The 23,971-nt window shown below is 70.3% G+C and carries 22 protein-coding genes; 13 read left to right on the top strand and 9 right to left on the bottom strand.

Going from position 1 to position 23,971, the window contains the following annotated elements; genetic code table 11:
* Nucleotides 1-22 precede the first annotated feature (22 nt).
* Nucleotides 23-700, bottom strand: coding sequence for a molybdenum cofactor guanylyltransferase (mobA, locus tag F3H10_RS13385; protein ID WP_149785262.1), 678 nt, complete (start codon nt 698-700; stop codon nt 23-25).
* A 166-nt stretch (nt 701-866) separates the two neighbouring features.
* Between mobA and pdxS the strand changes: the two genes are divergently transcribed.
* A complete protein-coding gene (gene pdxS, locus F3H10_RS13380) occupies nt 867-1,775 on the top strand; it encodes a pyridoxal 5'-phosphate synthase lyase subunit PdxS (RefSeq protein ID WP_149785261.1) in 909 nt (302 codons plus the stop codon).
* Nucleotides 1,776-2,516: 741 nt separating this feature from the next.
* On the top strand, nt 2,517-3,746 hold the full coding sequence (locus tag F3H10_RS13375) for an arginine deiminase family protein (RefSeq protein WP_149785260.1): 1,230 nt from the start codon (nt 2,517-2,519) through the stop codon (nt 3,744-3,746).
* Nucleotides 3,747-3,752: 6 nt separating this feature from the next.
* Here F3H10_RS13375 and F3H10_RS13370 read toward each other — a convergent pair whose 3' ends face one another.
* Nucleotides 3,753-4,634 (bottom strand): homoserine kinase, encoded by an 882-nt coding sequence (locus F3H10_RS13370; protein WP_149785259.1) that lies wholly within the window; start codon nt 4,632-4,634, stop codon nt 3,753-3,755.
* Nucleotides 4,635-4,751: 117 nt separating this feature from the next.
* Nucleotides 4,752-5,003 (bottom strand): hypothetical protein, encoded by a 252-nt coding sequence (locus F3H10_RS13365; RefSeq protein ID WP_149785293.1) that lies wholly within the window; start codon nt 5,001-5,003, stop codon nt 4,752-4,754.
* 113 nt (nt 5,004-5,116) lie between these two features.
* On the opposite strand from F3H10_RS13365, the gene F3H10_RS13360 reads away from it, so the two are divergent.
* Nucleotides 5,117-6,391, top strand: coding sequence for a TIGR00341 family protein (locus F3H10_RS13360; protein WP_149785292.1), 1,275 nt, complete (start codon nt 5,117-5,119; stop codon nt 6,389-6,391).
* A gap of 93 nt (nt 6,392-6,484) precedes the next feature.
* Nucleotides 6,485-8,680 (top strand): formate/nitrite transporter family protein, encoded by a 2,196-nt coding sequence (locus F3H10_RS13355; RefSeq protein WP_149785258.1) that lies wholly within the window; start codon nt 6,485-6,487, stop codon nt 8,678-8,680.
* A gap of 36 nt (nt 8,681-8,716) precedes the next feature.
* Here the strand turns inward: F3H10_RS13355 and F3H10_RS13350 are convergent, their stop codons facing one another.
* Entirely contained in the window at nt 8,717-9,703 is a 987-nt protein-coding gene (locus F3H10_RS13350; RefSeq protein ID WP_149785257.1) for an NOG1 family protein, read from the bottom strand.
* Between the two features lie 333 nt (nt 9,704-10,036).
* Between F3H10_RS13350 and F3H10_RS13345 the strand changes: the two genes are divergently transcribed.
* The 7 genes from F3H10_RS13345 (at nt 10,037) to F3H10_RS13315 (ending at nt 15,031) form a co-directional block, all read left to right on the top strand.
* On the top strand, nt 10,037-10,966 hold the full coding sequence (locus F3H10_RS13345; RefSeq protein WP_149785256.1) for a substrate-binding domain-containing protein: 930 nt from the start codon (nt 10,037-10,039) through the stop codon (nt 10,964-10,966).
* 2 nt (nt 10,967-10,968) lie between these two features.
* A complete protein-coding gene (locus F3H10_RS13340) occupies nt 10,969-11,706 on the top strand; it encodes an ABC transporter permease (RefSeq protein WP_149785255.1) in 738 nt (245 codons plus the stop codon).
* Nucleotides 11,706-12,470, top strand: coding sequence for an amino acid ABC transporter ATP-binding protein (locus tag F3H10_RS13335; protein ID WP_149785254.1), 765 nt, complete (start codon nt 11,706-11,708; stop codon nt 12,468-12,470). Before F3H10_RS13340 ends, F3H10_RS13335 begins: the two co-directional genes overlap by 1 nt.
* Before the next feature lie 109 nt (nt 12,471-12,579).
* Nucleotides 12,580-13,173 carry a response regulator gene (locus tag F3H10_RS13330; protein ID WP_149785253.1) on the top strand — a complete coding sequence of 198 codons (594 nt, stop codon included), beginning with the start codon at nt 12,580-12,582 and terminating at the stop codon, nt 13,171-13,173.
* A gap of 114 nt (nt 13,174-13,287) precedes the next feature.
* On the top strand, nt 13,288-14,016 hold the full coding sequence (locus tag F3H10_RS13325; protein WP_149785252.1) for a LysR family transcriptional regulator: 729 nt from the start codon (nt 13,288-13,290) through the stop codon (nt 14,014-14,016).
* Between the two features lie 44 nt (nt 14,017-14,060).
* The gene (locus F3H10_RS13320; protein ID WP_149785251.1) at nt 14,061-14,513 is read left to right on the top strand and encodes a DUF2240 family protein; all 453 of its coding nucleotides are present in this window, start codon (nt 14,061-14,063) and stop codon (nt 14,511-14,513) included.
* On the top strand, nt 14,513-15,031 hold the full coding sequence (locus F3H10_RS13315) for a hypothetical protein (RefSeq protein WP_149785250.1): 519 nt from the start codon (nt 14,513-14,515) through the stop codon (nt 15,029-15,031). The genes F3H10_RS13320 and F3H10_RS13315 overlap by 1 nt, the downstream gene beginning before the upstream one ends.
* A gap of 32 nt (nt 15,032-15,063) precedes the next feature.
* Here F3H10_RS13315 and F3H10_RS13310 read toward each other — a convergent pair whose 3' ends face one another.
* Nucleotides 15,064-16,896 (bottom strand): methyl-accepting chemotaxis protein, encoded by a 1,833-nt coding sequence (locus F3H10_RS13310; RefSeq protein WP_223174318.1) that lies wholly within the window; start codon nt 16,894-16,896, stop codon nt 15,064-15,066.
* Between the two features lie 356 nt (nt 16,897-17,252).
* Here F3H10_RS13310 and F3H10_RS13305 point away from each other — a divergent pair, with 356 nt between their 5' ends.
* Together F3H10_RS13305 and F3H10_RS13300 are read left to right on the top strand one after the other, a co-directional pair.
* Nucleotides 17,253-18,572 carry a DNA double-strand break repair nuclease NurA gene (locus F3H10_RS13305; protein ID WP_149785248.1) on the top strand — a complete coding sequence of 440 codons (1,320 nt, stop codon included), beginning with the start codon at nt 17,253-17,255 and terminating at the stop codon, nt 18,570-18,572.
* A 317-nt stretch (nt 18,573-18,889) separates the two neighbouring features.
* Complete coding sequence (locus F3H10_RS13300; protein ID WP_149785247.1) at nt 18,890-19,153, top strand: hypothetical protein; 264 nt, start codon at nt 18,890-18,892, stop codon at nt 19,151-19,153.
* Nucleotides 19,154-19,622: 469 nt separating this feature from the next.
* Here F3H10_RS13300 and F3H10_RS13295 read toward each other — a convergent pair whose 3' ends face one another.
* From F3H10_RS13295 to F3H10_RS13280, 4 genes are all read right to left on the bottom strand, one after another.
* Nucleotides 19,623-20,351, bottom strand: a complete 729-nt coding sequence (locus tag F3H10_RS13295; RefSeq protein WP_149785246.1) for a CPBP family intramembrane glutamic endopeptidase — start codon at nt 20,349-20,351, stop codon at nt 19,623-19,625.
* Nucleotides 20,352-20,376: 25 nt separating this feature from the next.
* On the bottom strand, nt 20,377-21,663 hold the full coding sequence (locus F3H10_RS13290; RefSeq protein WP_149785245.1) for a glucose-6-phosphate isomerase: 1,287 nt from the start codon (nt 21,661-21,663) through the stop codon (nt 20,377-20,379).
* Between the two features lie 116 nt (nt 21,664-21,779).
* Nucleotides 21,780-22,883: a DoxX family protein gene (locus F3H10_RS13285; RefSeq protein WP_149785244.1), complete on the bottom strand. Its 1,104-nt coding sequence runs from the start codon at nt 22,881-22,883 to the stop codon at nt 21,780-21,782.
* Nucleotides 22,884-22,951: 68 nt separating this feature from the next.
* Nucleotides 22,952-23,440 (bottom strand): DUF5809 family protein, encoded by a 489-nt coding sequence (locus F3H10_RS13280; RefSeq protein WP_223174316.1) that lies wholly within the window; start codon nt 23,438-23,440, stop codon nt 22,952-22,954.
* Nucleotides 23,441-23,971: the final 531 nt, after the last annotated feature.

Here is a 23,971-nt window from a genome sequence, read left to right as displayed (position 1 = left end):
GGTGTCGCCGCGAACGGGAGGCTCAGACGTGTTCCGCCAGGCGCGCCTCCGCCGCCTCGAACTCCTCGCGCGTGTTGACGTTCGTGAAGGTGTGCTCCGTCGTCCGCTCGCGGATGGTCGAGTCGTCGACGCGGACGACCGACAGTTCCTCGACGGCCGCGAGGATCTTCCCGTCGCCGCGGGCGAGCGCGCGGTCGCAGGCGGCCGCCGTCGCGTCGGCGCGGTAGACCGCCTGCGTCGTCTGGAACCAGCGGTCGTCGAGCCGCGGGATCGCCGCGTCGGCCCCGGCGTCGGCCGCGTCCGAGAGGAGCGTCTCGGCGAACGTCGGGTCGACGAACGGGACGTCACAGGCGACGACGAGGGCGTACTCGCCGGGAGCGGCCCGGCACGCGTTGCGGATCCCCGCGAGCGGCCCGCGGTCCGGCTCGTCGTCGAGCGCCCACCGAACCGGGAGCGGATACCCCTCCAGCGCCTCGGCGATGGCCTCGCGCTGGTCCGGTCGGCAGTTCACCACGAGGTCGTCGACGACCGGGTCGCCGCCGGCGGCCCGCGCCGCGCCCGGCGGGACCGGATCGTCGGCGCCCGCGAGCCGGTCGGCGACCCGGCGGATCATGGGGACTCCCGCGAGCTCGGCGACCGACTTGTCGGCGTCGCCGAAGCGCGTCGACCGCCCGCCCGCGATGATGGCACCGGTCGGCATACCGGAGTCCTCGCGGCCGACGGCCTTCGTGTTTGCGGTGGCCGGGTCGTCCTCGGACGTCGTGACGGGGGACGAAGGGGGGAGAACGGGGCCGAAAACGGGGCGTCGACGGCCGCCAGTCCGCCGAAAGCGACCCGTTAAGTGGCGCGCGGTCGTACCGGCGGACATGCCCGAGGCGACCGATCTGGAGGAGCTGAAGCGAGGGACCGAACTCGTCAAGCGCGGCTTCGCGCGGATGCAGAAGGGCGGCGTCATCATGGACGTCGTCACCCGCGAGCAGGCCCGCATCGCGGAGGACGCCGGCGCAGTCGCGGTGATGGCGCTCGAGGCGGTCCCGGCCGACATCCGCAAGCGCGGCGGCGTCGCCCGGATGCCCGATCCCGCGAACGTGACGGAGATCATCGACGAGGTCTCCATCCCGGTGATGGGCAAATCGCGGATCGGCCACCGCAAGGAGGCGGAGATCCTCGAGTCGCTCGGCGTCGACATGATCGACGAGAGCGAGGTGCTCACGCCCGCCGACGACGAGTACCACACCGACAAGCGCGACTTCACCTCGCCGTTCGTCTGCGGCGCGCGCAACCTTCCCGAGGCGCTCCGTCGGATCCGCGAGGGTGCGGCCATGATCCGCACGAAGGGCGAGGCCGGTACCGGCGACGTCAACCAGGCGGTCAAACACCAGCGCACCATCAAGAACCAGATCCGCACGCTCTCGGGGCTCAACCACGAGGAGCGCGAGAAGTGGGCCCGCGAGCACGGCGCGCCCCGCGATCTGGTCCACGAGACCGCCGACCTCGGCCGGCTCCCGGTCGTCAACTTCGCGGCGGGCGGGATCGCGACGCCCGCGGACGCCGCGTTGATGATGTACCACGGCTGTGACGGCATCTTCGTCGGCTCCGGCATCTTCGGCGCGGAGGACCCCGTCGAGATGGGCAACGCCATCGTCGAGGCCGTCAACAACTGGGACGACCCCGACGAGCTCGCCGACATCGCGAGCGGGATCGGCAAGGGGATGAAGGGCCAGTCGAACGAGTCGCTGCCCGAGGAAGAGCGGCTCCAGGGCCGCGGCGTCTAGATCGGGGGCCGGCGGTATCGGAGAGTTGGTGGGTACTTCACGCGGGTTTTCTTCGTTATCGAGCCGGTGATTCGATCGCTATGTTTCGATTGCTTGTAGGACGGATGTTTCGATGGGGATCGGGATGAGTGAAAGAGGATCGTTGCTGGCGCGGTGACTGTTTTCAAAGCCCCAGCCACGGGGACTCACGGCTTCGTCGCCGGCGGCGGAGCCGCCGGCTGCCAGAGGCGCGGAGCGCCTCGCTGCCGTTCGCCACCCGAGGGCTCCCTTCGGTCGCCCTCGCACGACTCGCGTAACTCGCTGTGCGCTTCAGTCGCTCGCGCCGCTCGCTCCTTCCAGTGCTTGCGCCGTCAGGCTTCGTCCTTCCGAGAGACTTCGTCTCTCGACTTCCCGCTCGCTGTGCTCGCGGGAATCGCGACTGCCCCTTTGAGTCCCACCCCACAGCACAGCCCCGCACCTCACACCTCCCCAGCCTCGCGGGCTCCTCGTGCCCTGTCGGGCACTCGGAGGCGCGCCACTACATGGATCGATCGCTGCTTGGTCTGTATTGAACTGGAGATAGAGTGGCTCACCGACGGAGCCGTCGAAGACGGCGGAGTCGGCTTTTTCCCTCCAGGTTTTCGAGGAGCGGTTCCCGAAGCGAACGCAGTGAGCGAGGGCACCCGACGAGAAAAAGGTGGTGTATTGACCGACCGATCCCGATCCGTTTATTCCTCCGAGTTCGGTACGTGACACCGTCCCATGCCGAAGCCGACCGTCGAGGCCGAGTACGACACGTTGCGCGCGGTGCGAGTCCACGAGCCGGGTATCGAGGCGGCCATCGGGGCCATGGACCCCGGACCGAACCACTTCGCCCGGCCGTTCTCCGTGCGCGAGGCGAAACGCGAGCACCGCCGGATGGTCGAGGTGCTCGAGAACGCGGGCGTCGAGGTCCGCCACATCCACGAGGACCTCGCCGACGGCGACCTGCTCGAGGAGTTCCTGGAGGCGGCGATCGAGGTCGACGAGGCCGGGGCGTCCCCGTCGTCACGGGAGGAACTCGCGGGGAACCTCCGCGACGCGTCGGCCTACGAGCGGCTCCAGGCCGTCCTCCTCGGACCGACCGTCGGACGGACCGGCGGGAGCGACGACGACTCCGGGGACGCCGGATCGCTCGACACGAGCGTCCGGGTCGACCGGGCGATCACGAACCTCTACTTCCAGCGGGACTGCCAGCTCGTCGGGGACCGCGGCCCGATCCTGCCGCGGCTCGGGACGGTCACGCGGCGGCGGGAGCAGCCGTTGATCGAGGCGGCGTGGCGCGCCCGCGGGGCGGAGTTCGCCCACCGGACGAGCGCGACGGAGACCCTCGAGGGCGGCGACTTCCTCCCCCTCGGCGACTTCGCGCTCGTCGGCGTCTCGGCGCTCGAGGAGGGCGAGGAGACCGTCTTCCGGACCACCTACGACGGCGGGCTGGAGCTGCTCGAGGCGGGCGCGGTCGGCTACGACGAGGTCGGACTGGTCCGCCCGCCGCTCGCGGCCGACGAGCGGCTCGCCGCCGAACACGGCACCTCCTCGCGACTCCTCCACCTCGATGGGTGGCTCAACGTCGCCGCGGAGGGGCTCGCGGTCGCGCGCGAGCCGCTGATCGAGGCGGCGACCGTCGAGGTGTTCGAGCGGGCCGGGGAGGGGTACGAGCGCCGCGGCGAGGAGACGGTCGCGGGGCTCCTCGACCGCCACGGCTACGAAACCATCGACGCGCCGTACCCGGAACGGTGGGCGACGAACTTCCTCACGGTCTCGGACGGGGTCGTCCTCCCCATCTACGAGACCGACGACGGGACGTACGACCCGGAGGAGAACCGGACCATCGAGCGGCTGAAAGCCGAGGGCGTCGAGGTCTTACCGGACGGGGAGGGCCTCGACCCGGACCAGCTCACGAACGGCGGCGGCGGGATCCACTGTATGACCTCGCCGATCCGGCGGGCGTAGAACGCCTCACTCCTCCAGCACCGTCGCGCCCCTGCCGATCCGCGTCTGGTAGGCGCGGGCGTCGATGTCGGCCTCGGCGAAGGCGTCGAGCATGGCGGCCGCGATCGCCTGCCGGCTCCCCTCGCGACAGGCGGCGACGACCGCGGGACCGGCCCCGCTCACCGTGACGCCGGTCGCACCGGCCGCGAGGGCGGCGTCGTGGACCGCGTCGTAGCCGGTGATGAGCCGGGCGCGCTCGGGCGTGACGATCGGATCGCTCATCCCCGCGCCGACGAGCGTCGGGTCCGAGCGACACATCCCGACCGCGAGCGTGGCGGCGTTGCCGACGGTCTCGACGAGGTCGTCCATCGAGGCGGTCTCGGGGACGACCCGGCGGGCGTCCCGCGTCGACACCGCCACGTCCGGGAGACACACCACGAGCGGGACCCGGGCGTCGACGCTGTGGGTGCCGTCGGTCGTGGTGACGGTGAAGCCGCCGAGAAGCGAGGGGGCGACGTTGTCGGAGTGGGCGACGCCGGAGACGACCGCCTCGCCCTCGGCAGCGATCGGGACGAGCTCCTCGCGGGAGTAGCCACGGTCGTACAGCCGGTTGAGCGCGACCGCCGCGCCCGCGGCGCTGGCCGCCGAGGAGCCGAGCCCGGACGCCGGGCGGACGCCCTTGTCGATGTGGATGTGCGCGGGCGCGTCGAGCGCCTCGACGACCGCCCCGACGGTGTTGCCCTCGGGGTCCTCCGGGATGTATTGGGCCCCGACGCCGGTCACCTCGATGGTGGTCCGGTCGGCCCGCTCGACCGTGACGACGTCCGCGGGCCGCGAGAGCGCCGCCCCGAAGACGTCGAAGCCGCTCCCGAGGTTCGCGCTGGTCGCGGGTGCCCGTACCGTTACCATGCGGAGGCGTTACTCCGGGGCGTCAAAAAGGAGCGGGATCGCAGCCGACACGGGAACGCGAAACTGAGAGGCGATAGAGCGGGGAACACGGAGCGGAGGAGGGGGGTGGAAGGGGACCTACGAATCCGCCGTCGTCCACAGGAGCGGCCCGACGATCACCAGGCCGATCCCGAAGAGGATGTACGTCGCCGGCATGGTCGTGGACGGGGAGATCGTGAAGATCAGCCCGAAGGTGACGATCACTGCGGCGATCACCTTCCGTGACTTCAGCGGAAGCGCCCCGAGCAGCGAGGCGACGAACGCGAGCAACAGGACGTGCCCGAGGTGATAATCGAGCAGGAACGTGTCGATGAACAGCGGCGAGAGCATCTCGTCGGGAAATGGGAGCGATTCTCGCATTAAAGTTCCGTTTCTGCCGACGCGTCGACCCCTCGTTATAAGCCTCGCCCGGGAGAGCACGGATCGTGCGACTCGTACAGGTCATGATCCCGGCGGGAAAGCGCGCGGCGGTCGTCCGCGCGCTCGAAGAGGAGGGGGTCGACTACGTCGTCACGGACGAGACGAGCAACCGCGAGTACACGGGCGTGGCGACGTTTCCGCTGCCGAAGGCGGCCGTCGAGCCCGTCCTCGAGCGGCTGCGCGAGGCCGGGATCGACGAGCGGACCTACACGGTCATCGTCGCGGCCGAGACGGTCATCTCCCGACGGTTCGAGGAGTTGGAGACGAAGTACGCCGAGGACTCCGAGCGGGACGAAGACCGGATATCGAGACAGGAGCTCCAGGCGAAGGCGGACGACCTCGCCTCGGGGCTCCGGACCTACGTCCTGATGACGGTGATCTCGGCGGTGATCGCCACGGCTGGCCTGCTCCTGGACTCGCCGGCGACCGTCGTCGGATCGATGGTGATCGCGCCGCTCATCGGGCCCGCGATGTCGGCGGCCATCGGCACCGTCGTCGACGACGAGGAGATGTTCCGGCGGGGCGTGCGGATGCAGGTGATCGGCGTTGCCGTCGCGGTCGCGGCCGCGACGCTGTTCGCCGTCGGATTCCGGTCGCTGGGGTTGGTCCCCCCCGGCCTCGACCCGCTCGAACTCGCCGAGGTCGCGGAGCGGATCGCCCCGAACGTGCTCGTGCTCGCGGTGGCGATCGGGGCCGGCGTCGCGGGGATCGTCTCGCTCATGACGGGCGTCTCCGCCACGCTCGTCGGCGTGATGATCGCGGTCGCGTTGATCCCGCCGGCGGCCGCCGTGGGCATCGGTATCGCCTTCGGGATCCCGCGACTCGTGATCGGCGCGGGCGTGATCGTCGCGGTGAACGTGCTCTCGATCAACCTCGCGGCGCTCGTGATGCTGTGGTACGAGGGGTATCGCCCTCAGCGCTGGTTCCGCGAGGACGACACGCGGGCGACGGTCGTGAAACGCGTCGTCGTCCTCGTCGCCGCGATCGCGGTGTTGAGCGTGTTCCTCGGCGGCGTCACCTACGACAGCTACGTCGCGTCCACCACGGAGGCCGACATCCGGAACGCGGTGGGCGACGAGTTGACGACACTCGATCCGGCGGCCGAGCTCCTCGAGTTGGAGATCGAACGTACCGGGACGATCCCGCCGCGGGAGACCGACCGCGTGATCGTCACCGTCGGCGCCCCGCCCGGCGTCCCGATCGACGGGGTGGCGACGACGCTCGAGCAGCGGATCGAGCGGATGAGCGGGGACGATCCCGACGTGGAGGTCCGGCTGGTGACGGTCGACCGGTCGTGACTCGTTTCGGGGTCGGGTCCGAGGCGACCGCGTGAAACCGGGAGTCGGCGGGAAGAGCAACTACTTTTTATCGGCGCCACTCTGTGTAGGGCAGTGACAGACCCCACGGGACCGGACGACGATTCGATGCGGGAGGTGGTCGAGCGTTCGCGCAGCGGCGCGCCCGCCGTCGGCGAGGCGGTCCGGGACCGCTTCTCCTCGGACGAGGTGTTCCAGCGGATCATCGCCGCCGCCGACGAGGAGGTGACCTCCGGGAGCCGCGAGCTCTTCTTCAGCGGCGTCGCCGCGGGGTTGGCGATCACGATCACCTTCCTGTTGTACGTCTCGCTGACCGCCGCGACCGACGGCCACCCGATCCTGAGCGTCCTCCTGTACCCGCTGGGGTTCATCTACATCATCATCGGCGGCTACCAGCTGTACACCGAGAACACGCTGCCGCCGGTGGCGCTGACCCTGGAGCGGCTCGCCAGCCTCCCGACGCTTCTGCGTCACTGGGGGATCGTGCTCGCGGGGAACTTCACCGGCGGCGCGTTCGGCGCGATCGTCCTCTCGTACGGCGGGGTCTTCTCCGGCGACACGGTCGAGTCCGCGATCTACGTCTCCAGCGGGGGGCTCGAGGTCGGCTTCTGGCCGCTCTTCTTCAAGGCCGCGATGGCGGGGTTGATCGTCGCGGGCGTCGTCTGGGTCGGGTTCGCCTCCACCGACTCCGTGACCCGGCTGCTCGTCGTCTACCTCGCGTTCCTCGCGATCCCGCTCGGGAACCTCTACCACGTCGTCGTCTCCTTCACCGAGGTGTTGTACCTGCTCTTCGCCGGGACCCTCGGGCTCTACGACGGCGGGCTCACCCTCTACGGCGGGCTGGTCGGGTTCGTGCTCCCCGTCCTGCTGGGCAACACGATCGGCGGCGTGGTGCTCGTCACGCTGGTGAACTACTTCCAGACCAGCGAGGAGCGCCTCGAGGAGGCGCGCTTCGAGGGGATGACCCGTCGGCTCACGGTGCCCGAGTGGGTGCTCGGCCGGGCGGCCGGGCGGTCGTACGTCCCGATCCTTGACGCCACGGAGGCGACGCTGTTCGCCAACGAGGGCCACCGGATCATGGTCCCCATCTCGAACCCGCGGACCGACGGCCCGATCGTCGAACTCGCGAGCCGGCTCGCCAGCGACCACGAGGACGGCCTCGTCCACATCGTCCACGTCGTTCAGGCACCGGAGCGCATGTCGCTGTCGGCGGGCGCGGGCCGGATCGCCGACGTCTCCGAGGAGGGGATGACGGGGCTCCGCGAGACCGCCGAGGGGTACGACGTCGACGTCTCCACCTCGACGGTGGTCTCACACCGCTCCTTCGAGGAGGTGTTCAACATGGCCCGCCGGACCCGCCCCGAAGCCGTATTGATGGGGTGGGGCGAGGACCAGCTCTGGAACGCCGCCCGCGCGGAGCGGCCGGTCGACGAACTCACCAACCAGCTCCCCTGTGACTTCCTCATCCTGAGCGAGAGCGACCTGGACACTTCACGGGTCCTGTTGCCCACCTCCGGAGGGCCGGACTCGCAACTGGGCGCGGAGGTGGCGAGCGTGCTCTCGCGGACCGCCGACGCCGAGGTGACGCTGCTCCACGTCGTCGACGGCCCCGGGAATCGGGACGAGGGCGAGCGGTTCCTCGAGGCGTGGGCCGCGGAGAACGGGATCGGCGACGCCGAGCGGGTCGTCGACGACTCCGGCGACGTCGAGGCGGCCATCGTGCGGGAGGCCGAGGAGAGCACGCTCGTGATCATCGGCGCGACGGAGAAGGGGCTGCTCTCGCGGCTCGTCTCGAACTCGCTCCACCTCGACGTGATCCACGACGTCGACTGCTCGGTACTGCTCGCCGAGCGTCCAAGCCGCCGTTCGATCCGCGACCGGCTGTTCGGCTCCGGGAGGCGGGAGACGGGGCCGCCGAACGGGGCGGTCGAGCGCGACCCGGACGGGTCGAGCGGGACGGACGTTCGCCGGACGGACGAGCCGAACGACTCGGAGCCGTCGGCGACGGATCCCGACGGCGGAGACGACGACGGCGGAGACGACGACGGCGACGAGCCGGAGCCGGCGGTCGTCACCGACCACGACGACGCCGAGGGCCTCGCTCCCGAGCGAGCGGTGATAACGGATCACGACGATCCCGACGAGGAGGGCGAGGAAGGTGAGGGCGAGAACGACGAGGATGGTAGGGACGACGAGAGCGACGGTGACGAAAACGACGACGAAAACGACGGCGAGAGCGACGACGAGGACGACGAAACGGACTCGAAGTGATCGAGGTCGACCCCGCGGGGCCTGTCCGGGAGGCGACTACTCCTCGGGGTCGCGGGTCGGGAGGTCCGGTTCGAAGGCGGCCGCCTCGACGGCCATGTCGAGGACTCGTTCGACGTTCTCCTCGGCGGTGACGCTCATGGTGGCGTCGACGGACTCGGCGCGAACTGCGTCGAAGCGGTCGTGTTTGTTCGCGACGGTGAGCATCGGGATCGACTCGTCGAAGAGCGCCCGGACCTCCTCGCGGAGCTCGAGTTGTACGTCGAGGGGGTACCCGCAGTCGCCGGAGGGATCGAGCACGAAGAGGACGACGTCGGCGAGGTGTTCGAGCGCGCTGACCGCCTGCCGCTCGATGTCGTTGCGCTCGTCCTCCGGCCGGTCGAGCAGCCCGGGCGTGTCGACGATCTGGTAGCGGACGTGGTCGCGCTCGAAGTGGCCGACCTGAACGCCGCGGGTCGTGAAGGGGTACTCCGCGATCTCGTTCGAGGCGCGGGTGACCCGGTTGACGAACGAGGACTTGCCGACGTTTGGGTAGCCGGCGACGACGATCGCGGGCTCGTCGGGCCGGATGTCGGGCAGGTCACGGAGGTCGTCGCGGGAGTCGCCGATGTACCGGAGGTCGTCTTCGATCTGGTCCATGACGTCCGCCATGCGGGCGAACGCCTGCTTTCGGTGTTTCCGGGCGGTGTCGACGTCGGAGTTGCGGACCTTCGTCGTGTACTCGTCGCGCAGCGACTCGATCTGCCGGCTCGCCCACATCACCTGTGCGAGCGCCTGCCGGAGGCGGTCGACGTCGACGATGGCGTCGGCGAGCTCGTAGTAGAACGGGTCGACGTCGAAGCCGAAGTCGGGCCAGGAGACGACCACGTTCTCGAGGTTGTCCGAGAGCACGTTGCCGGCCGTCCGCAGCATCGACTCCTGGGCCTCGTGGCCGCGCTTCGCGCGACCGGCGCGGGCCGCCCGCGAGAACGCCTTGTCGACGAGCTCCTCCGAACGGGGGGTCGTCGGGAGGCCCTCGAATATCATGCCCCGGTATACCCCGCCGAGGCGTATAAGCGCGTCCGTTTCGGGACTCCACGACACCGCGGGACACGGAACAAGCCGCCTCGGCGGCGGCGAGTGACCCCGTCGCGAGGGCGATACGGTCGGCCCCGCCATCGACTCGATTAACCGATATTGGTTTCCTCAAGCAGGTTCTGCCGGAGTATCCACAGCGAGTGTCAGGCGTTTTCGCGACATTCAACGGACCTACCGTTGGTTCACCGCGAAACCGGATCACCCGTGTTTGGCGGTCGAGTGTCGGATTCCGGTTTCGTCGCGACCACAACCTATTTCGGGGTCGCCGCCATCGATGTTTCCATGACGATACAACGGCGGGAGCTGCTCACGGCGTTGGGCACGGGGGCGCTCGCCGGGCTCGCGGGCTGCTCGGGGGTCACGGGTGATAGCGATGAGGGAGGCGCGGCGGTCGCGGGCGAGACGCTCACGCTGACCACGACGACGAGCACCTACGACACCGGGTTGCTCGATTCGATCCACGGCGACTTCGAGGCGCTGTACGGCGTGACCGTCGACGCGGTCGCACAGGGGACCGGCGCGGCCCTCGAGTCTGCCCGCAACGGCAACGCCGACGCCGTGATGGTCCACGCCCGCGGCCTCGAGGACGAGTTCATGCGCAACGGCTACGGGGTCAACCGGCGCGACCTCATGTTCAACGACTTCGTGATCGTCGGCCCCGAGGACGACCCGGCCGGGATCGGGGGGACGGGGTCGGCGACCGAGGCGCTCACGACCATCGCCGACGCGGGGGCGACGTTCGTCTCGCGCGGTGACGGCTCCGGGACCCACACCAAGGAGCTGAACCTCTGGGAGGCAGCCGGCGCCGAGCCGGGCGGCGACTGGTACCAGGAGACCGGGACCGGGATGGGCGAGGCGTTGAACGTCGCCGACCAGCAGGGCGCGTACACGCTCTCGGACCGGGGAACGTTCATCTCGCAACGCTCGGAGGTCGACCTCACCGTCCTGGTCCAGGGTCCGATCGAGGACGGCCCGGAGGTCCTCTCGAACCCCTACGGGATCATGGCGGCCAATCCCGGCGTCCACGAGAACGTCAACTACGACCTCGCGATGGCGTACATCGGCTGGATCACGAGTCCCGGAACCCAGGAGGCCATCTCGAGTTACGAGATGAACGGGGAACAGCTGTTCTTCCCCGAGGCCGTCTCGGAGGACCCTGACTTCCAGCAGTACGTACCGGAAGGCTGGAGTGGCGACTCCCCGGACGCGTGAGCATGCCGATCGATCCGGTCGTACCGCTGCTGCCGGTCGTCGTCGACTCGTCGTCGACTCTCTTCGACCTCCCGTTCAGGGAGGGGTACGTCTCGAGCATCGTCTACGTCTCGCTGTACGTGAGCCTCGTGGCGGTGGCGTTGAGCACGCTGTTCAGCGTCCCGGTGGCGGTCCTGCTCGGTCTCGCCGAGTTCCCCGGAAAGCGGTTCGTGAAGTCGGTCATCAACACGGGGATGGGCTTTCCGAGCGTGGTCGTGGGGCTGGTGGTGCTCTTCGCGGTCTCCAACCAGGGGCCGCTCGGGTCGCTGGAGTTGGTGTTCACGAGGGAGGCGATGATCATGTCGCAGTTCGTGCTCGCGACGCCGCCGATCACGGCGATCAGCCTCGCGGCGATCACGGGCGTGGACGGGAACGTCCGCGACGCCGCGCGCGTCCTCGGCGGGACGCGTCTCGACGCCGCGCTGGTCGTGCTCAAGGAGGCGCGGTACGGGATCGCGACGGCGGTCCTGGCGGGGTTCGGCCGCGCCATCAGCGAGGTCGGCTCCGTGCTCATCGTCGGCGGGAACATCACGGGTGCGGACGGCATCTCGAAGACGCGGACGCTGACGACCGCCATCCAGCTCGAGGCCCGACAGGGCCAGTACGAGACCGCGATGCTGCTCGGGGCGGTCCTGGTCGCGCTCGTGTTGACGGTCAACGCCGTGGTCGTCCGCCTCGGCGATAGGGGGGGACGGCGCTGATGCTCCACGTGAGTGACGTCACTCGATCGCACGGGGACGAACGCGTGTTCGAGGACCTCTCGCTCGACATCGAGACCGGGGAGGTCGTCTCGGTCATCGGGCCGTCGGGCGTCGGGAAGACGACGCTGCTCCGAACCCTCGCGCTCTCACGGGAGCCGGACGAGGGGTCCGTGACGTTCGACGGAACGGACGCGTGGGCCGTCGACGAGGCGGAACGGCTCTCGTTGCGGCGGCGGGTCGGGATGGTGTTTCAGGAGGCGAGCCTCTTCGACGCGCCGGTCTCCCGCAACGTCGAGTACGGGCTGCGGGTCCGGCGGTCGTGGTCGGAACGGCTCCGGGACGAACTCCGGTCGATCGCGGGGTCGAACGGGACCGCCGCCGCCGTCAGCGACGCGCTCGACGTCGTCGGGATGGCGGGCAAGGCGGACCAGCACGCGGAGTCGCTCTCGGGCGGCGAGGCCCAGCGGGTCTCGTTCGCGCGCGCGATCGCCTACGACCCGGACGTCCTGCTGCTGGACGAACCCACGTCGGATCTCGACCCGCGGAACACCGCGGTCATCGAGGACGCGATCGACGAGGCGCGGGACCGGGGGATCGGCGTCGTCGTCGCGACCCACGACATGCACCAGGCCGAGCGGGTCGCGGACCGCGTCGCGGTGCTTCTCGACGGGGGGATCTCGGAGGTCGGCCCGACCGATCGGGTGTTCGAGGACCCGCGGGATCCGCGGACTCGACGGTTCATCGACGGCGAGCTGGTGTACTGAGGGGGCCGGTCGCGACGTCCGACACGAGCCACGGATACACCGATCCGGTCTGAAAATTTCACCGGAATTCTCACAAAAGCATTACTCGTGTCGGAGGCGTTGTGATGTTATGGGTGACTCAGATATCGGCGGTGAACGGCCGACCGTGTTGGTCGTCGACGACGACCCGGAGATGGCCGACCTCTACGCGGAGCTGTTGGCCGAGGAGTACACGACCCGCACGGCATACTCGGGCGAGGAGGCGCTCGATCCGGACCACTTGGGCGCGGACGTCTCGGTCGTACTGCTCGACCGTCGGATGGAGGGGACCTCCGGAGACGAGGTATTGCGGACGATCCGGGCGCGTGGCATCGGCTGTCGCGTCGTCATGGTCACGGCGATCAAACCCGACACGGACGTCCTTGATCTCCCCTTCGACGACTACCTCGTCAAACCGGTCACGGGTGAGATACTCCGCGACGCCGTCTCGCGGATGATCGTCCGGAACTCGTGTGACGAGACGATCCGCGGGATCGTCGCGCTCGCCTCCAAGATGGCGACGCTCGAGGCCAAGATGACCCTCGAGGAACTGGAGTCGAGCGGCGTGTACGCCGCCCTCGATCGGGAGTTCCGCGACCTCCGGCGAGGCGTCGACATGGGTGACCCGAACGACGACGTGTACACGGAGTTCACCGCCAAGAAGGTCCAAACGCTCTTCGAGTGAGCCGCGGTCGTCGGCCACGGCCACGAACGGGCCCCGCCTTCGCGGGTCCGTCGTCGATCCGCACCCACCGGTCCGTCCGAGGAACTAACCGCCAGCCACGAGTAGCGTTCGCCGATGGACGAAGCGACCGGCCGGGGGCGTGCGACGCTCGTCGAGGGCGACGTCGAGTTCGACGGACGGGACGCCGCCCTGCTCCGCACGATCGCTCGAACCGGATCCGTCGCGCGGGCGTCCGCCGACCTCGGTCGCTCCCGCGCGCGAGCGCTCTCGCGGATCGACGCGTTGGAGGCCGCCTTCGGCGACCTCGTGGAGCGCCACCGGGGCGGGAGCGGCGGCGGCGGAAGCCGACTGACCGATCGCGGAAGCCGGATACTCGGCCGCTACGACCGGCTGTCGGCGGCGCTCGAGGCGACGGCCGGCGTGCCAGAGACCGTCCTCGCGGGAACGGTCGAGGCGGTCGACGGCGAGCTGGCGGCGGTGGAGACGGCCCTCGGGGCGGTGTGGGGGCTCCACGAGGGGCTCGCGGTCGGCGACCGCGTCCAAGTGCGGATCGGCGCGGACGCCGTGACGGTCCGCGCGGCGGGGGACGACGGGGAGCCGACCGCGACGAGCGAGCGGAACCGCCGTCGCGGCCGGGTCGAGGGCGTCGACCGCGGGGAGACGGTCCACGCGGTCCGGATCCGCGTCGAGAACGTCGACCGTGACGAGACGGTCCACACGGTCCGGGCGCTCGTCACCGACGGGAGCGCCGAACGGCTCGGGATCCGGTCGGGGACGGACGTGTGGATCTCGTGGAAGGCGACCGCGACGCGGCTGGTCGGTGGGGTCGAGCGCGGCGAGTGAGCCGACCCGGTACGTTTACGCCCGTCGCCGGCCGCGGGTTGGACATGAGCCTCGAAGCCACCGTCGCGGCCCCGTTCAAGCGACACGCCGCGGAGCGGCTGGGCGAGGGCGAGTTCGTCGTCGCCCTCTCGCTGGAACGCGAGTGGTTCTCGCCGGACCAGGCGAAGCGGCTCGTCGACGTGGCCGTGGGACGCGGGCTCGTCGACGAGGAGGACGGCGAGTTGGTCGCGCGCTTCGACCCCGACGACGTCGTCGTCCCCGAGGACTTCCGGCCCGACGAGGACGTGTTGCGCGAGCAGTCCACCTTCGAGACCGCCCTCGACGCGATCGTCTCCGCGGGCGTCGAGAAGCAACGGGCGGTCGCCGGGATCAACGAGCGCCAGCGCGCGCTCGCGGTGACCATCGAGGCGGCCGCCGTCCTCTACGCGAAAGAACAGGGCGCGCGCGTCGACCACCTCGTCGAGGACGTCCGTGCCGAACTCGCGGGGGGCGAGTGATGGTCGAGGACCGACTGACCGACGGAGTCCGGATCGGCCAGCTTCTCGCCTCCGAGGTGACCGGCGACCGCGGACGGCTTCGGGGCCTCGACGTGACCGACGCCGACCCCGACGTGGAGCCGACCGCCGACGGCGCGTTGGCGTTTCGGCTGGTCGAGGTTGCCGGCGGCGGGGACGGTGATGATCTCGACGACGACGACAGCGACTGCGACAGTGACGGCGACGGCGACTGCGACAGTGACGGCGACGGCGACTGCGACAGTGATGCCGACGGCGACCCCGACGAAGCGAACGGGGCGGACGCCGTCGCGGACGTGTACGTCCAGCCGGACCGCGTCCGGATCGAGTTCCGCCGCGCGCCGGAGGCGGTCGCCGAGGCGGCCGGCGACGCGGGATTACGCGTCAGGCCGAAGGCGGTCCGCCCGCCGCGGACGCTCGTGTTCCTCGAGGACGGGGCGGACGTGAAGCGGGTACTGCCGGCGGTGGAGAGGGTCGTCGGGAGCGGATCGGAACCGTAGCGGGCTCGTCCGTCGGTCGATCGTTCCCACCGTCACTCCGTCCCGCCGTCGCCCATCGCGACCGAGCGAGTTCCCGGCGTCGGCTGCCGGTCGTCGGTCGTCGACTCCGCGGCGACCTCGAACTTCCGGAGGAGCCGGCGGAGCCGCCCGGCGCGGTCGGCGAGCGATCCGGCCTCCGCGGCGGCAGTCGTCATCGCGGAGAGCTGTTTGTCGGCCGCGGCGGAGGCGTCGTCCGTCTCGTCGGCGGTCGCCCGACTGATCTCCGCGACCTCCTCGACCATCGCCACCGCTTCCTCGGTGCTCGCCGCCTGGTCGTCGGTCGCCTCGCCGATCTCGGAGATCCCGTCGTCGGTCTCCTCCGCGTTCTCGGCCACCCGCGCGAACGCGTCGGCGGCGTCCCGAACGGCCTCCGCTCCCGTCTCCATGTGGACCTCCGCCGTCCGGACCTCGTCGACGGCCGCCTCGGTCCGAGCCTGCGTCCCGGCGATGAGCTCCTCGATGTCGCCCGCGGCCTCCTTCGTCTCCTCCGCCAGCTGTTTGACCTCGTCGGCGACGACGGCGAAGCCGTCGCTCGACCCGGTACCGGAGCCGCTCGCTCCGCCGCCCGCGCGAGCGGCCTCGATGTTGGCGTTGAGCGCGAGCAGGTTCGTCTGGTCGGCGATGTCGCCGATCAGGTCGACGATCTCGCCGATGTCCGCCATCCGTTCGTCGAGGTCCCTGACCGTCTCCGCGGTCGAGTCGAGCGCCTCCTGCGACTCCCGAACGCTCCCCATCGCCTCGTCGGCGGTCGCCTCCCCGTCGTCGGCGATCGACGCCGTCCGCCGGGCCGCGTCGGCGACCGTCTCGGTCGACGCGGCGACCTCCTCGATCGCCGCCGAGAGGTCGTTCATCTCGCCGGAGACCTCCTCGAGCATCTCGCGCTGTTCGTCCGCTCCCGACGCGATCTCCTCGATCGACCGGCCGACGTCCTCGCTCAACCCCTCGGCCGCGTCGACGCCGGCCGTCGTCTCCTCGCTCGCCTCCGACACCTCCTCCGCGAACGACTGGACCTCCCGCACGGTGGACTCGAGGTCGTCTATCATCCCGTTGAAGGCGACCGCGATCCGCTCCATCGGCTCGCTCTCGCTCCCGGCGTCGAGCCGGACCGTGAGGTCGCCGTCGGCCGCCTCGGCCATGGTCGCGCGGTAGTCGTCCGCCTTCGTCTCGAGGTGACGGTTCAGCCGCTCGACCTCCTCGCGGCGCTTCTCGGCCTCGGCTTTGGCCGCCTCGACGTCCTCGATCTCCGCCTTCTGTTCCGCGACCTGATCGAGCCGTCGTTGCGCCTCCTCGCGGGACTTCTCGATGGAGTACCAGTTGACCACGAGCGCGCCCGCGAGCGCCGTGATGAATACCGCGTGGATCCCGCCCCAGACGACGGGGTTCGCGATCGCGGCGGGGTGGTTGTACACCAGGCTCGCGTCGATCAGGCCGAACAGTCCGTGTCCGGCGGCGACGTACGCCATCCCGAGCCCGAAGGGGAGCCAGTCCTCGTACACCGCGACCACCGCGATGAACACGAAGAAGTGGAAGTGCGCCTCGATGTACCCGCCCGACAGCTTCACGAGCGCCATCGAGACGGTGAGCCCGCTGAACGTCGCGAGCACGGTCCGCGTCCGGCGATCGAACCCCGACCACGTCGCGAGCGATCCGGTCACGACGACGATCGCGAGTACCCCGCCGAGCATCCACGCCGGCGTGTTCGGGATCCGCGCCCCGGTGAACGGCTCGGTGCCCGAGTACACGCCCAACGCGATCAAAAGCGGGATCTGCGCCGCGATGGCGATCAGGATGTTGCGGTGACGCGGCCGCCACATCTCCTCGGGCATCGACGTGCCGTCCGGGACGTACCCGAGGACCTCCCGGATCGCGTCGAACGCCCCAGCGGCCCCCTCGCCCGTCCCGCTCGACGGATCGCGGTCCCCCGCCGTCGATCCGACCGTTGGTTCTGTCATGTCCGTCGATCGTCGTACCGGGTGAAATACTCCCGGCTCCGAATATTATCGCTGATACTCACGTATCGGGGGCGAGGGTTCTCGTACCGACAGTCGTCAGGAAACACGCCAATACCGTGCCCGGCGGTTAATTTCGCTGGTTTATCGACGAAGATCGAACGCGATCGGGTTCGGCTCCGACGGGACCACGCGGGCGACGCCTTTTATACGGATCCGGTCACAGTACGCCCGTGACCCTCGATCCGATCCACGTCGAGAACATCGCGCGGCTCGCGTACGGGATCGCGGGCGACGTGGACACGACGGACCACGAGGACCTCGCGGGGCGGGTGTGGAACGACTGGCTCACCGGGCTCCGGCGGGACGGCCGGGTCGTGGTCGAGCCCGTCGCCGACCACGAGCGCCGGCGGACCGCCATCGACGACGTGGCGCTCGCGGAGCGCCCCTTCGGGACGGTCCACGGGCTCGACTCCGGAACGATCAACCCGACGACGTTCAAGAACGGGCTCGTCGTCGACGTGGCGCACGCGGCGATGGCCGCGGAGCCGACCGACCTCGACCTCCACCGCGACCGGACGATCGTCGCGACGGTCCACGCGGGCGACTCGACCGCCGACTTCGACGGGGCGTGGACGAGACGCGACGACGGCCACACCCGCCAGCGCGTGCTCCACGCGCCGCGGGTGAACCGGTACGCCGAGGGGGTCGTCCACGCGCTCGCGCTCTACCTCGCCGAGGGGACCCACGCGCTCGACCACGCCGACCGGGTCGAGGAGCTGCTCGTCCTCGACGGCCCGATCTACCCCAAGGAGCTGTTCACCTGGGGGGACCGCGACCCGGAGCTCGGCGAGCTCGCCCGGGAGGCGAAACCCCAGGCGGTCGTCGAGAAGTACATCCGGCTCGTCGAGCGGTTCGTCGAGCGCGACGTCCCGCTCGCCGGCTTCGTGAAGAACCCCTCGAGCCGGACGGTCGTGCGGACGCTCTCCCGCAAGGGGTTCGAGTCGCCCTGGCCCGACGACACCGCGCTCTTCACCCGACTCTTGGAACGGCGGGAGGGGGACATCGGTAGCGGCGGAGACGGCAGTGGAAGCGGCGGCAACGTCGGTCGTGGCGGAAACGACGGCGGTCGCGGGACAGACGCCCGCCTCGACGACGACCTCACGTTCACCACGTGGTTTCACAGCCGCGGCGGCGCGGACGGGACGATGGCGGCCGACGCCGACGCGCTCGGGATCGACCGCGAACTCGAACCCGAACTGTACGAGCCGACGTTCATGGTGTTGTACGACCCGCGGACCGACGTGACCTACAAGCTCGAGGCCCCCTACGCGTTCACCCGCGACGCGGAGACGCGCGACCGGCTGACTCGACAGGTGCTCGCGGACGTGGCGACGACGCGGGGGCCGCCCGCGGCGGTCGGGAAGGCGGACGCGCTCGCGCGGATCGACGCCACGGAGAAGGCCGCCCTGCGCCGGAAGTTCGAGGAGCGGTTCGACAGCGACCAGCAGGCGACCTACGACGACCACCGCTGGGGGAAGGACCGGTACTGAATCGCTGATCGAGGCGGTGGCGCGTGCCTGCGAGGCTGGGGAGGCGTGAGGTGCGGGGCTGTGCGGTGTGGGGTGGGATTCAAAGGGGCAGTCGCGAGGACGGCGCAGGCGACGCGAGCACCGAAACGAAGGAGTGAGCGAAGTGAGCGACTGAGTGAGGAGCGCGGCGAGCGTGCGCCGTCCTCGTGGCTGGGGCTTTGGCGGTGTTCACCGCAGCCAATATCATCACGTCATATCGTCGACCGACTGGCTCTCTGGCAGTGTTCTCCATGTCGCGAGCGACAGAAACATCAACACACGCACAGATATCTGACCGAATGCTCGAATCGCCCTCCATCGTACAGGTGACGACCTACGAGATCCTTCCGGGCGTCGTCGTGGCCCGTGACGAACTCTGGCTACTCCTCGCGTTGCTGGTCCTCTGGGCCACCCTCGGACGGTGGCTCTACAGGGACGCCACCTCGCATGGGAGCGAGTGGGCCTGGCAGTGGGGGTTCGGGACCCCGCTCGCGGTGATCGCGGGCCTCGACGTGATGCTGCTCGTCGTCGTCATCTACCTCCTGCTTCGGGACTCGGAGTGAGCGCGGAGAACGTCTCCGAAGCCCCAGTCGGTCGATACTACGCAGTTGATTCCTCTACTGGGAGTATCCACGAAGCCCCAGTCGGTCGGCCGTACGTCGTTGTTAGCGCGGAGAACACCGCCAAAGCCCCAGTCACGAGGACTCGATGGCCTCGTTGCGCTCCTCACTCGCTCCGCTCGCTGTGGTGTCGCCGGCGGCTCCGCCGCCGGCTGCCCGTGGCGCGTAGCGCCACGCTGCTTACGTCGGCCGCCATCGCCCTCGCGACTGCCCCTTTGAGTCCCACCCCGCAACAGCACCGCGACCGCACCTCACGCCTCCCCAGCCTCGCGGCTCACGACTCGCGGTTTCACCGCTCGCGCTCGCCGCGTCCCTCGCGGGCTCCTCGTGCCCATCCGGAGCACTCGGAGGCGCGCCGACCGCGGAGAACACATCGGGATGGATCGACTCTCAGGTCACGTCGACCCCGATCTCAGAGCACGTTCGCGAGCAACACCGCGTAGATCGCGGCGTTGTACACGCCGTGGGCGAGCCCGGGGACCAACACGTTCTCCGTTCGTTCGTACAGGAGGCCGAGCACGCAGCCCAACAGGACCACGACCCCGACGTACGCCCACCGCTCGGCGAAGGTCCCCTGGATCCCCGAGAGGTGGACCAGCCCGAAGAGGGCGCTCGCGATCAGGATCGCCGGGGCGGCGTCGAACGCCCGCCGGAGCCCGCCCTGGACGACGCCGCGGAACAGGACCTCCTCGACCGGCCCGACGACGAGAAGCGAGACGGCGACCATCGCGAGGTAGTAGCCGACCGGGTCGCCGGCGGGGACGACCGCCTGGTTCTGCCCGGTGGAGAGCCCGACCTGCTGGAGGGCGAGAAGCGAGCCGTACTGGAGCGCCAAGAGGGCGACCCCCGCGCCGACGACGATCCCGACCTCCCGGAGCGACGGCCGCGCGATCCGGAGGAGGTCCCGCTGGTCGGTGAACACGAGATAGCCGCCAACGGCGGCGAGGAAGCCCGCGAACTGGCCGAGCGTCCGGAGCAACTGCCACCCGTTTCCGCCGTCGGCGACGAGCCCGGCCCGGACCGCGAGGTCCGCGACCGGCGCGGCGATCGCGCTCGCGACGACGAGCGCGAACACGATCGCGAAGGCCGCGCTCGCGACGCGGACGGCCCGGTCAAGCGCCGGGGGGAGGTTCTCCGTCATCGCCGGAGGTACGCGACCCGCGGTGTTAGTCGATCCGGAACTCGCGTTTGTCGGCCACCGCCTCGGCCTCGGGGAAGTCGCCGCCGCCGAGCAGCCCGCGGGCCGCCTTCTTGCCCCACTCGACGGCCGGCTGGGTGAACGTCGAGACGCTCGCGAGCTCGCCGTAGAGCACGCAGGCGGCCTCCATCCCGTACAGCAGCTCGCCGAGCGCACGCTCGTCCACCCGGTCGATCTCGACCCGGACGTTTGGCACGTCGGCGGCCGCGAGGCTCGCCTCCGTCGCCGCGAACTCCGCGTCGAGCAGGTCGCCGAGCGAGGAGCCGCCGAGGTAGGAGAGCCCCTCCAGGTCGGTCTCGGGGATCCGCGAGTCGGCGCGCTCTCTCGGGCGAACCAGCGTGACGAGCTTGTCCGCCGGGCCGGCGCGGTAGAGCTGGAGCTGGGAGTGCTGGTCGGTCGCGCCGAGCGCGCGCGCTGGCGTCTGGCCGAGCCCGTCCTTCCCGAGGCTCTCGGCCCAGAGCTGGGCGAACCACTCCGCGAACGTCTCCAGCGACTCCGAATAGGGCATGAACGCGTTGGTGAGCGCGCCGCGCTCCGCGAGCGCGTAGGTCGTCGCGCCGTAGGCGTACGCCGGCGACTCGCGGAGCGACCCCGCGAGCGACGCCATCCCGTCTCTCCCGCCAGCCAACACTGCCTCGACGTCGTGGCCCTGGAGCGCGGCGACCGCCAGCCCGACCGTCGAGAGGACCGAGAAGCGGCCGGGAACCCCCTCGGGCACGTCGAGCGCGGGGAGGTCGTGCGTCTCCGCGAGCCGCCGGAGGTTCCCCGATTCGCCGGTCGTGACGAGCGTGCGCTCGGTCCAGTCGACGCCCGCGTCGGCCATCGCCTCGCGGACGACGAGGAAGTTCGCGAGCGTCTCGGCGGTCGTCCCCGACCGCGAGACCACGTTGACGACGACCTCCTCGAGCGGGAGGGAGGCGAGCAGCGCGTCGACGGCGTCGGGGTCGACGTTGTCGAGGAAGTACGCGTCCACGTCGCTCTCGAGCGCGTCCGCGAGCGTCGCCGCGCCGAGCGCGCTCCCGCCGATCCCGACGGTGAGGACCGCCTCGGGCTCGTCGAAGGGCTCGACCGCGGCGCGGATCGCCGCCGGGTCCGCCGTCTCGGGCAGGTTCAACGAGGCGTAGCCGAACTCGTCGTCGGCCATCCCGCGGGCGATCCGGTCGTCGGCGTCCGCGACGCGGTCGTCGAGGCGGTCGAGCGTTTCCTCCGTGAGCCCCGGCTGGGTGCCGAGGGCGTTGCCGATGTCGACTTCCATGTCGGGGAGACGGCCCAGCGGGTCATAAGCGTGGGTCGTTGGCGGACGGTCGACTCGGGGTCGGTGGAGCGGGATCGGTGAAGTCGGATCGGTGGAGCGGGGTCGACGTACCGGCCTCAGTCAGCCGGAATCACGGACTCCCCCTCGTCGAGGGCGGGACGCCCGAACCACCGGTCGAAGGAGAGCGGACCCGACCCGAGCGTGAAGACGGCGGAGGCCAGCCCGAACAGCGCGACGTGGGCCAGTACGGGGTCGTCGGGGAGCCCGAACAGCGTGGTCGTGAAGAGGACGAACGAGACCGCGGCCGCGCCGCGGGTGAAGAAGCCCGCGATCAGCGCCAGTCCCACGGCGATCTCGGTCAGGCCCGCGCCCACGACCCAGAGGCCGGGGTCGACGGGGACGACCGCGGTCAGGTCGTACTTCTCGACGACGAGCAGCCCGCGTGCGGGGTCCGCGAGCTTCTGGATCAGCCCGAGGTAGACGAACGTGACCCCCATGCCGACCCGCAACAGCGTCGGGACGTACTCGCGGAGCGGGGCCATCGAGCCGTCGAGGAACGCCTTCAGGTGGTGGACCGGGTCGATCCGGCCGTAGTAGGTTCCGGGCGTGCTCGCGACCGCCAGCAGCATGTCGTCCGCGCTCGGCCGCCCGCCGCCGAGGACGAACAGCGCGAGCAGGACCGGGACGTACTCCATCGCGATGACGACGCCGGGGTCGACCGCCAGCAGGACCCACGCGAAGGTCAGGAGGCCGATCGCCGAGACGATCCGCGTCGCCAGTCCGAAGAGGACGCAGAAGCCGATCCCGATGAACAGCACGCGGAGCAGCGGGCTCGACGCCGTCTCGAACGTCAGCGTCGGCGCGAAGAGGTATCCCTGAAAGCCGGCTCCGACGAGCGGGAGCCCGATCGAGAGCCGCAGCATCCACGGGACCAGGTCGCCGTAGCCGACGAGCTTCTCGCGGAGGACGACCACGTCGCGGATCGTCGGCCGCACCCACAGATACGCCGCGATCCCGGCGATGACGACGAGCCCGGAGCCGCCGAACACCGCGGCGTTGAACGGGTCCGAGAGCACCTCGACGAGAAACGCGAGGGCGTCAACCGGGTCGCCGGAGTCCTCCGTGACGTAGTCGACGTGGGCGGCGGCCGGGCGGACGGCGACCGCTCCGAAGGACGCGACCGCCGCGAGGAGGGCGATCGCGGTCGATCGGTTGGGCATGGCTCACGTAGGTCCCGCGGGTACCTAACGCTGGTGTCGAGTCGACCCCGAAACGGAGTCGTTCGCTCCTATTCGGCCGGATCGTCGGCGACCGCGTCGTCGGAGCCGTCACCGTCGTCGGAGCCGCCACCCCCCGCGAAGACGTCGCGATACACCCGACCGAACGCGTTGCGTCGGAGGGTGCTCGCGGCCGCGTCCGGCCCGTCCTGGAACGTGGTCGCGATCACGGCGTCGGCGAAGGGGACGGGGTGCCACGCGACCCGGTCGACGTGCTCGGAGCCGAGTTCGATCAGGTCGTCGGGGTCGAACCCGCTCTCCGCGAGCCACGCGTCGAACTCGTCGCGGTCCGCGAGGTGGACGACGAGCAGTTCGGCGAACGTCGCGTCGCGGGCGGTCTCGACCACGCCCGACGTGACGCGCTCGTCGTACTCGTCGGCGTCGAACTCCATCGCCTTGGCCGTCTCCCGGACGATCACCCGCGCGGCCGGGCCGACGGCCTCGTAGCGGTCGATCGCCTCCTCGCGGGTCGTCGGCGCGAACACCCCCTTCGTTTCCATACGAGGTCGTTGCCGGCGGGAGAAAAAGGACGTTCGGTTACCGGTCGCTCACCGATCGCTCGCTGATCGTTCGTCGGTCGTTCATCGACCGTTCACCGACCGTTCATCGACCGTTCACCGACCGTTCATCGACCGTTCACCGACCGTTCACCGACCGTTCACCGACCGTTCACTCCGGTCGAAACACCGGCAGACCGCGGTGGCGCGCGCCCGTGAGCGGCCGCCGGCCGCGAACGGCCCGCGCGAGGGAGGTCGAGGCGGCCCGCCGGCGGCTCCGGCGGGTCGCCGAGGCCGAGGCTGGGGAGGCGTGAGGTGCGGAGTCGTGTGGGGTCGTGCGAGGACGTGGCGGGACGAAACGTGACGAAACGTGACGAAACGGGACGGTCGACGGCGACGTTGCCGCCGGCTGCCGGCGGCGCGGAGCGTTCGAGGTCGGGCCTTCGGACGCGTTCCCCGTGATCGTGTCCACCGCGCCAGCAACGACCCCCTCTCGACCGCGCGAGTCGTACCGCCGTGGCTCGCCGGGAAGCT

The sequence above is a fragment of the Halorubrum aquaticum genome (assembly GCF_900113615.1).
GTDB classification, from domain to species: Archaea; Halobacteriota; Halobacteria; order Halobacteriales; family Haloferacaceae; genus Halorubrum; species Halorubrum aquaticum.
The sequence above is the reverse complement of the archived record's forward strand: the minus strand, read 5'-3'. Positions and strand labels throughout refer to the sequence as shown.

Coding starts and splice junctions, on each gene's coding strand:
- F3H10_RS13370 (WP_149785259.1), bottom strand. CDS start 4,634: ATGGTAACGGTACGGGCACCCGCGACCAGCGCGAACCTCGGGAGCGGC.
- F3H10_RS13345 (WP_149785256.1), top strand. CDS start 10,037: ATGACGATACAACGGCGGGAGCTGCTCACGGCGTTGGGCACGGGGGCG.
- F3H10_RS13280 (WP_223174316.1), bottom strand. CDS start 23,440: ATGGAAACGAAGGGGGTGTTCGCGCCGACGACCCGCGAGGAGGCGATC.
- F3H10_RS13340 (WP_149785255.1), top strand. CDS start 10,969: ATGCCGATCGATCCGGTCGTACCGCTGCTGCCGGTCGTCGTCGACTCG.
- F3H10_RS13315 (WP_149785250.1), top strand. CDS start 14,513: ATGGTCGAGGACCGACTGACCGACGGAGTCCGGATCGGCCAGCTTCTC.
- F3H10_RS13300 (WP_149785247.1), top strand. CDS start 18,890: ATGCTCGAATCGCCCTCCATCGTACAGGTGACGACCTACGAGATCCTT.
- F3H10_RS13360 (WP_149785292.1), top strand. CDS start 5,117: ATGATCCCGGCGGGAAAGCGCGCGGCGGTCGTCCGCGCGCTCGAAGAG.
- F3H10_RS13365 (WP_149785293.1), bottom strand. CDS start 5,003: ATGCTCTCGCCGCTGTTCATCGACACGTTCCTGCTCGATTATCACCTC.
- F3H10_RS13290 (WP_149785245.1), bottom strand. CDS start 21,663: ATGGAAGTCGACATCGGCAACGCCCTCGGCACCCAGCCGGGGCTCACG.
- F3H10_RS13310 (WP_223174318.1), bottom strand. CDS start 16,896: ATGCCCGAGGAGATGTGGCGGCCGCGTCACCGCAACATCCTGATCGCC.
- F3H10_RS13335 (WP_149785254.1), top strand. CDS start 11,706: ATGCTCCACGTGAGTGACGTCACTCGATCGCACGGGGACGAACGCGTG.
- F3H10_RS13295 (WP_149785246.1), bottom strand. CDS start 20,351: ATGACGGAGAACCTCCCCCCGGCGCTTGACCGGGCCGTCCGCGTCGCG.
- F3H10_RS13330 (WP_149785253.1), top strand. CDS start 12,580: ATGGGTGACTCAGATATCGGCGGTGAACGGCCGACCGTGTTGGTCGTC.
- F3H10_RS13325 (WP_149785252.1), top strand. CDS start 13,288: ATGGACGAAGCGACCGGCCGGGGGCGTGCGACGCTCGTCGAGGGCGAC.
- mobA (WP_149785262.1), bottom strand. CDS start 700: ATGCCGACCGGTGCCATCATCGCGGGCGGGCGGTCGACGCGCTTCGGC.
- F3H10_RS13285 (WP_149785244.1), bottom strand. CDS start 22,883: ATGCCCAACCGATCGACCGCGATCGCCCTCCTCGCGGCGGTCGCGTCC.
- F3H10_RS13375 (WP_149785260.1), top strand. CDS start 2,517: ATGCCGAAGCCGACCGTCGAGGCCGAGTACGACACGTTGCGCGCGGTG.
- F3H10_RS13320 (WP_149785251.1), top strand. CDS start 14,061: ATGAGCCTCGAAGCCACCGTCGCGGCCCCGTTCAAGCGACACGCCGCG.
- pdxS (WP_149785261.1), top strand. CDS start 867: ATGCCCGAGGCGACCGATCTGGAGGAGCTGAAGCGAGGGACCGAACTC.
- F3H10_RS13350 (WP_149785257.1), bottom strand. CDS start 9,703: ATGATATTCGAGGGCCTCCCGACGACCCCCCGTTCGGAGGAGCTCGTC.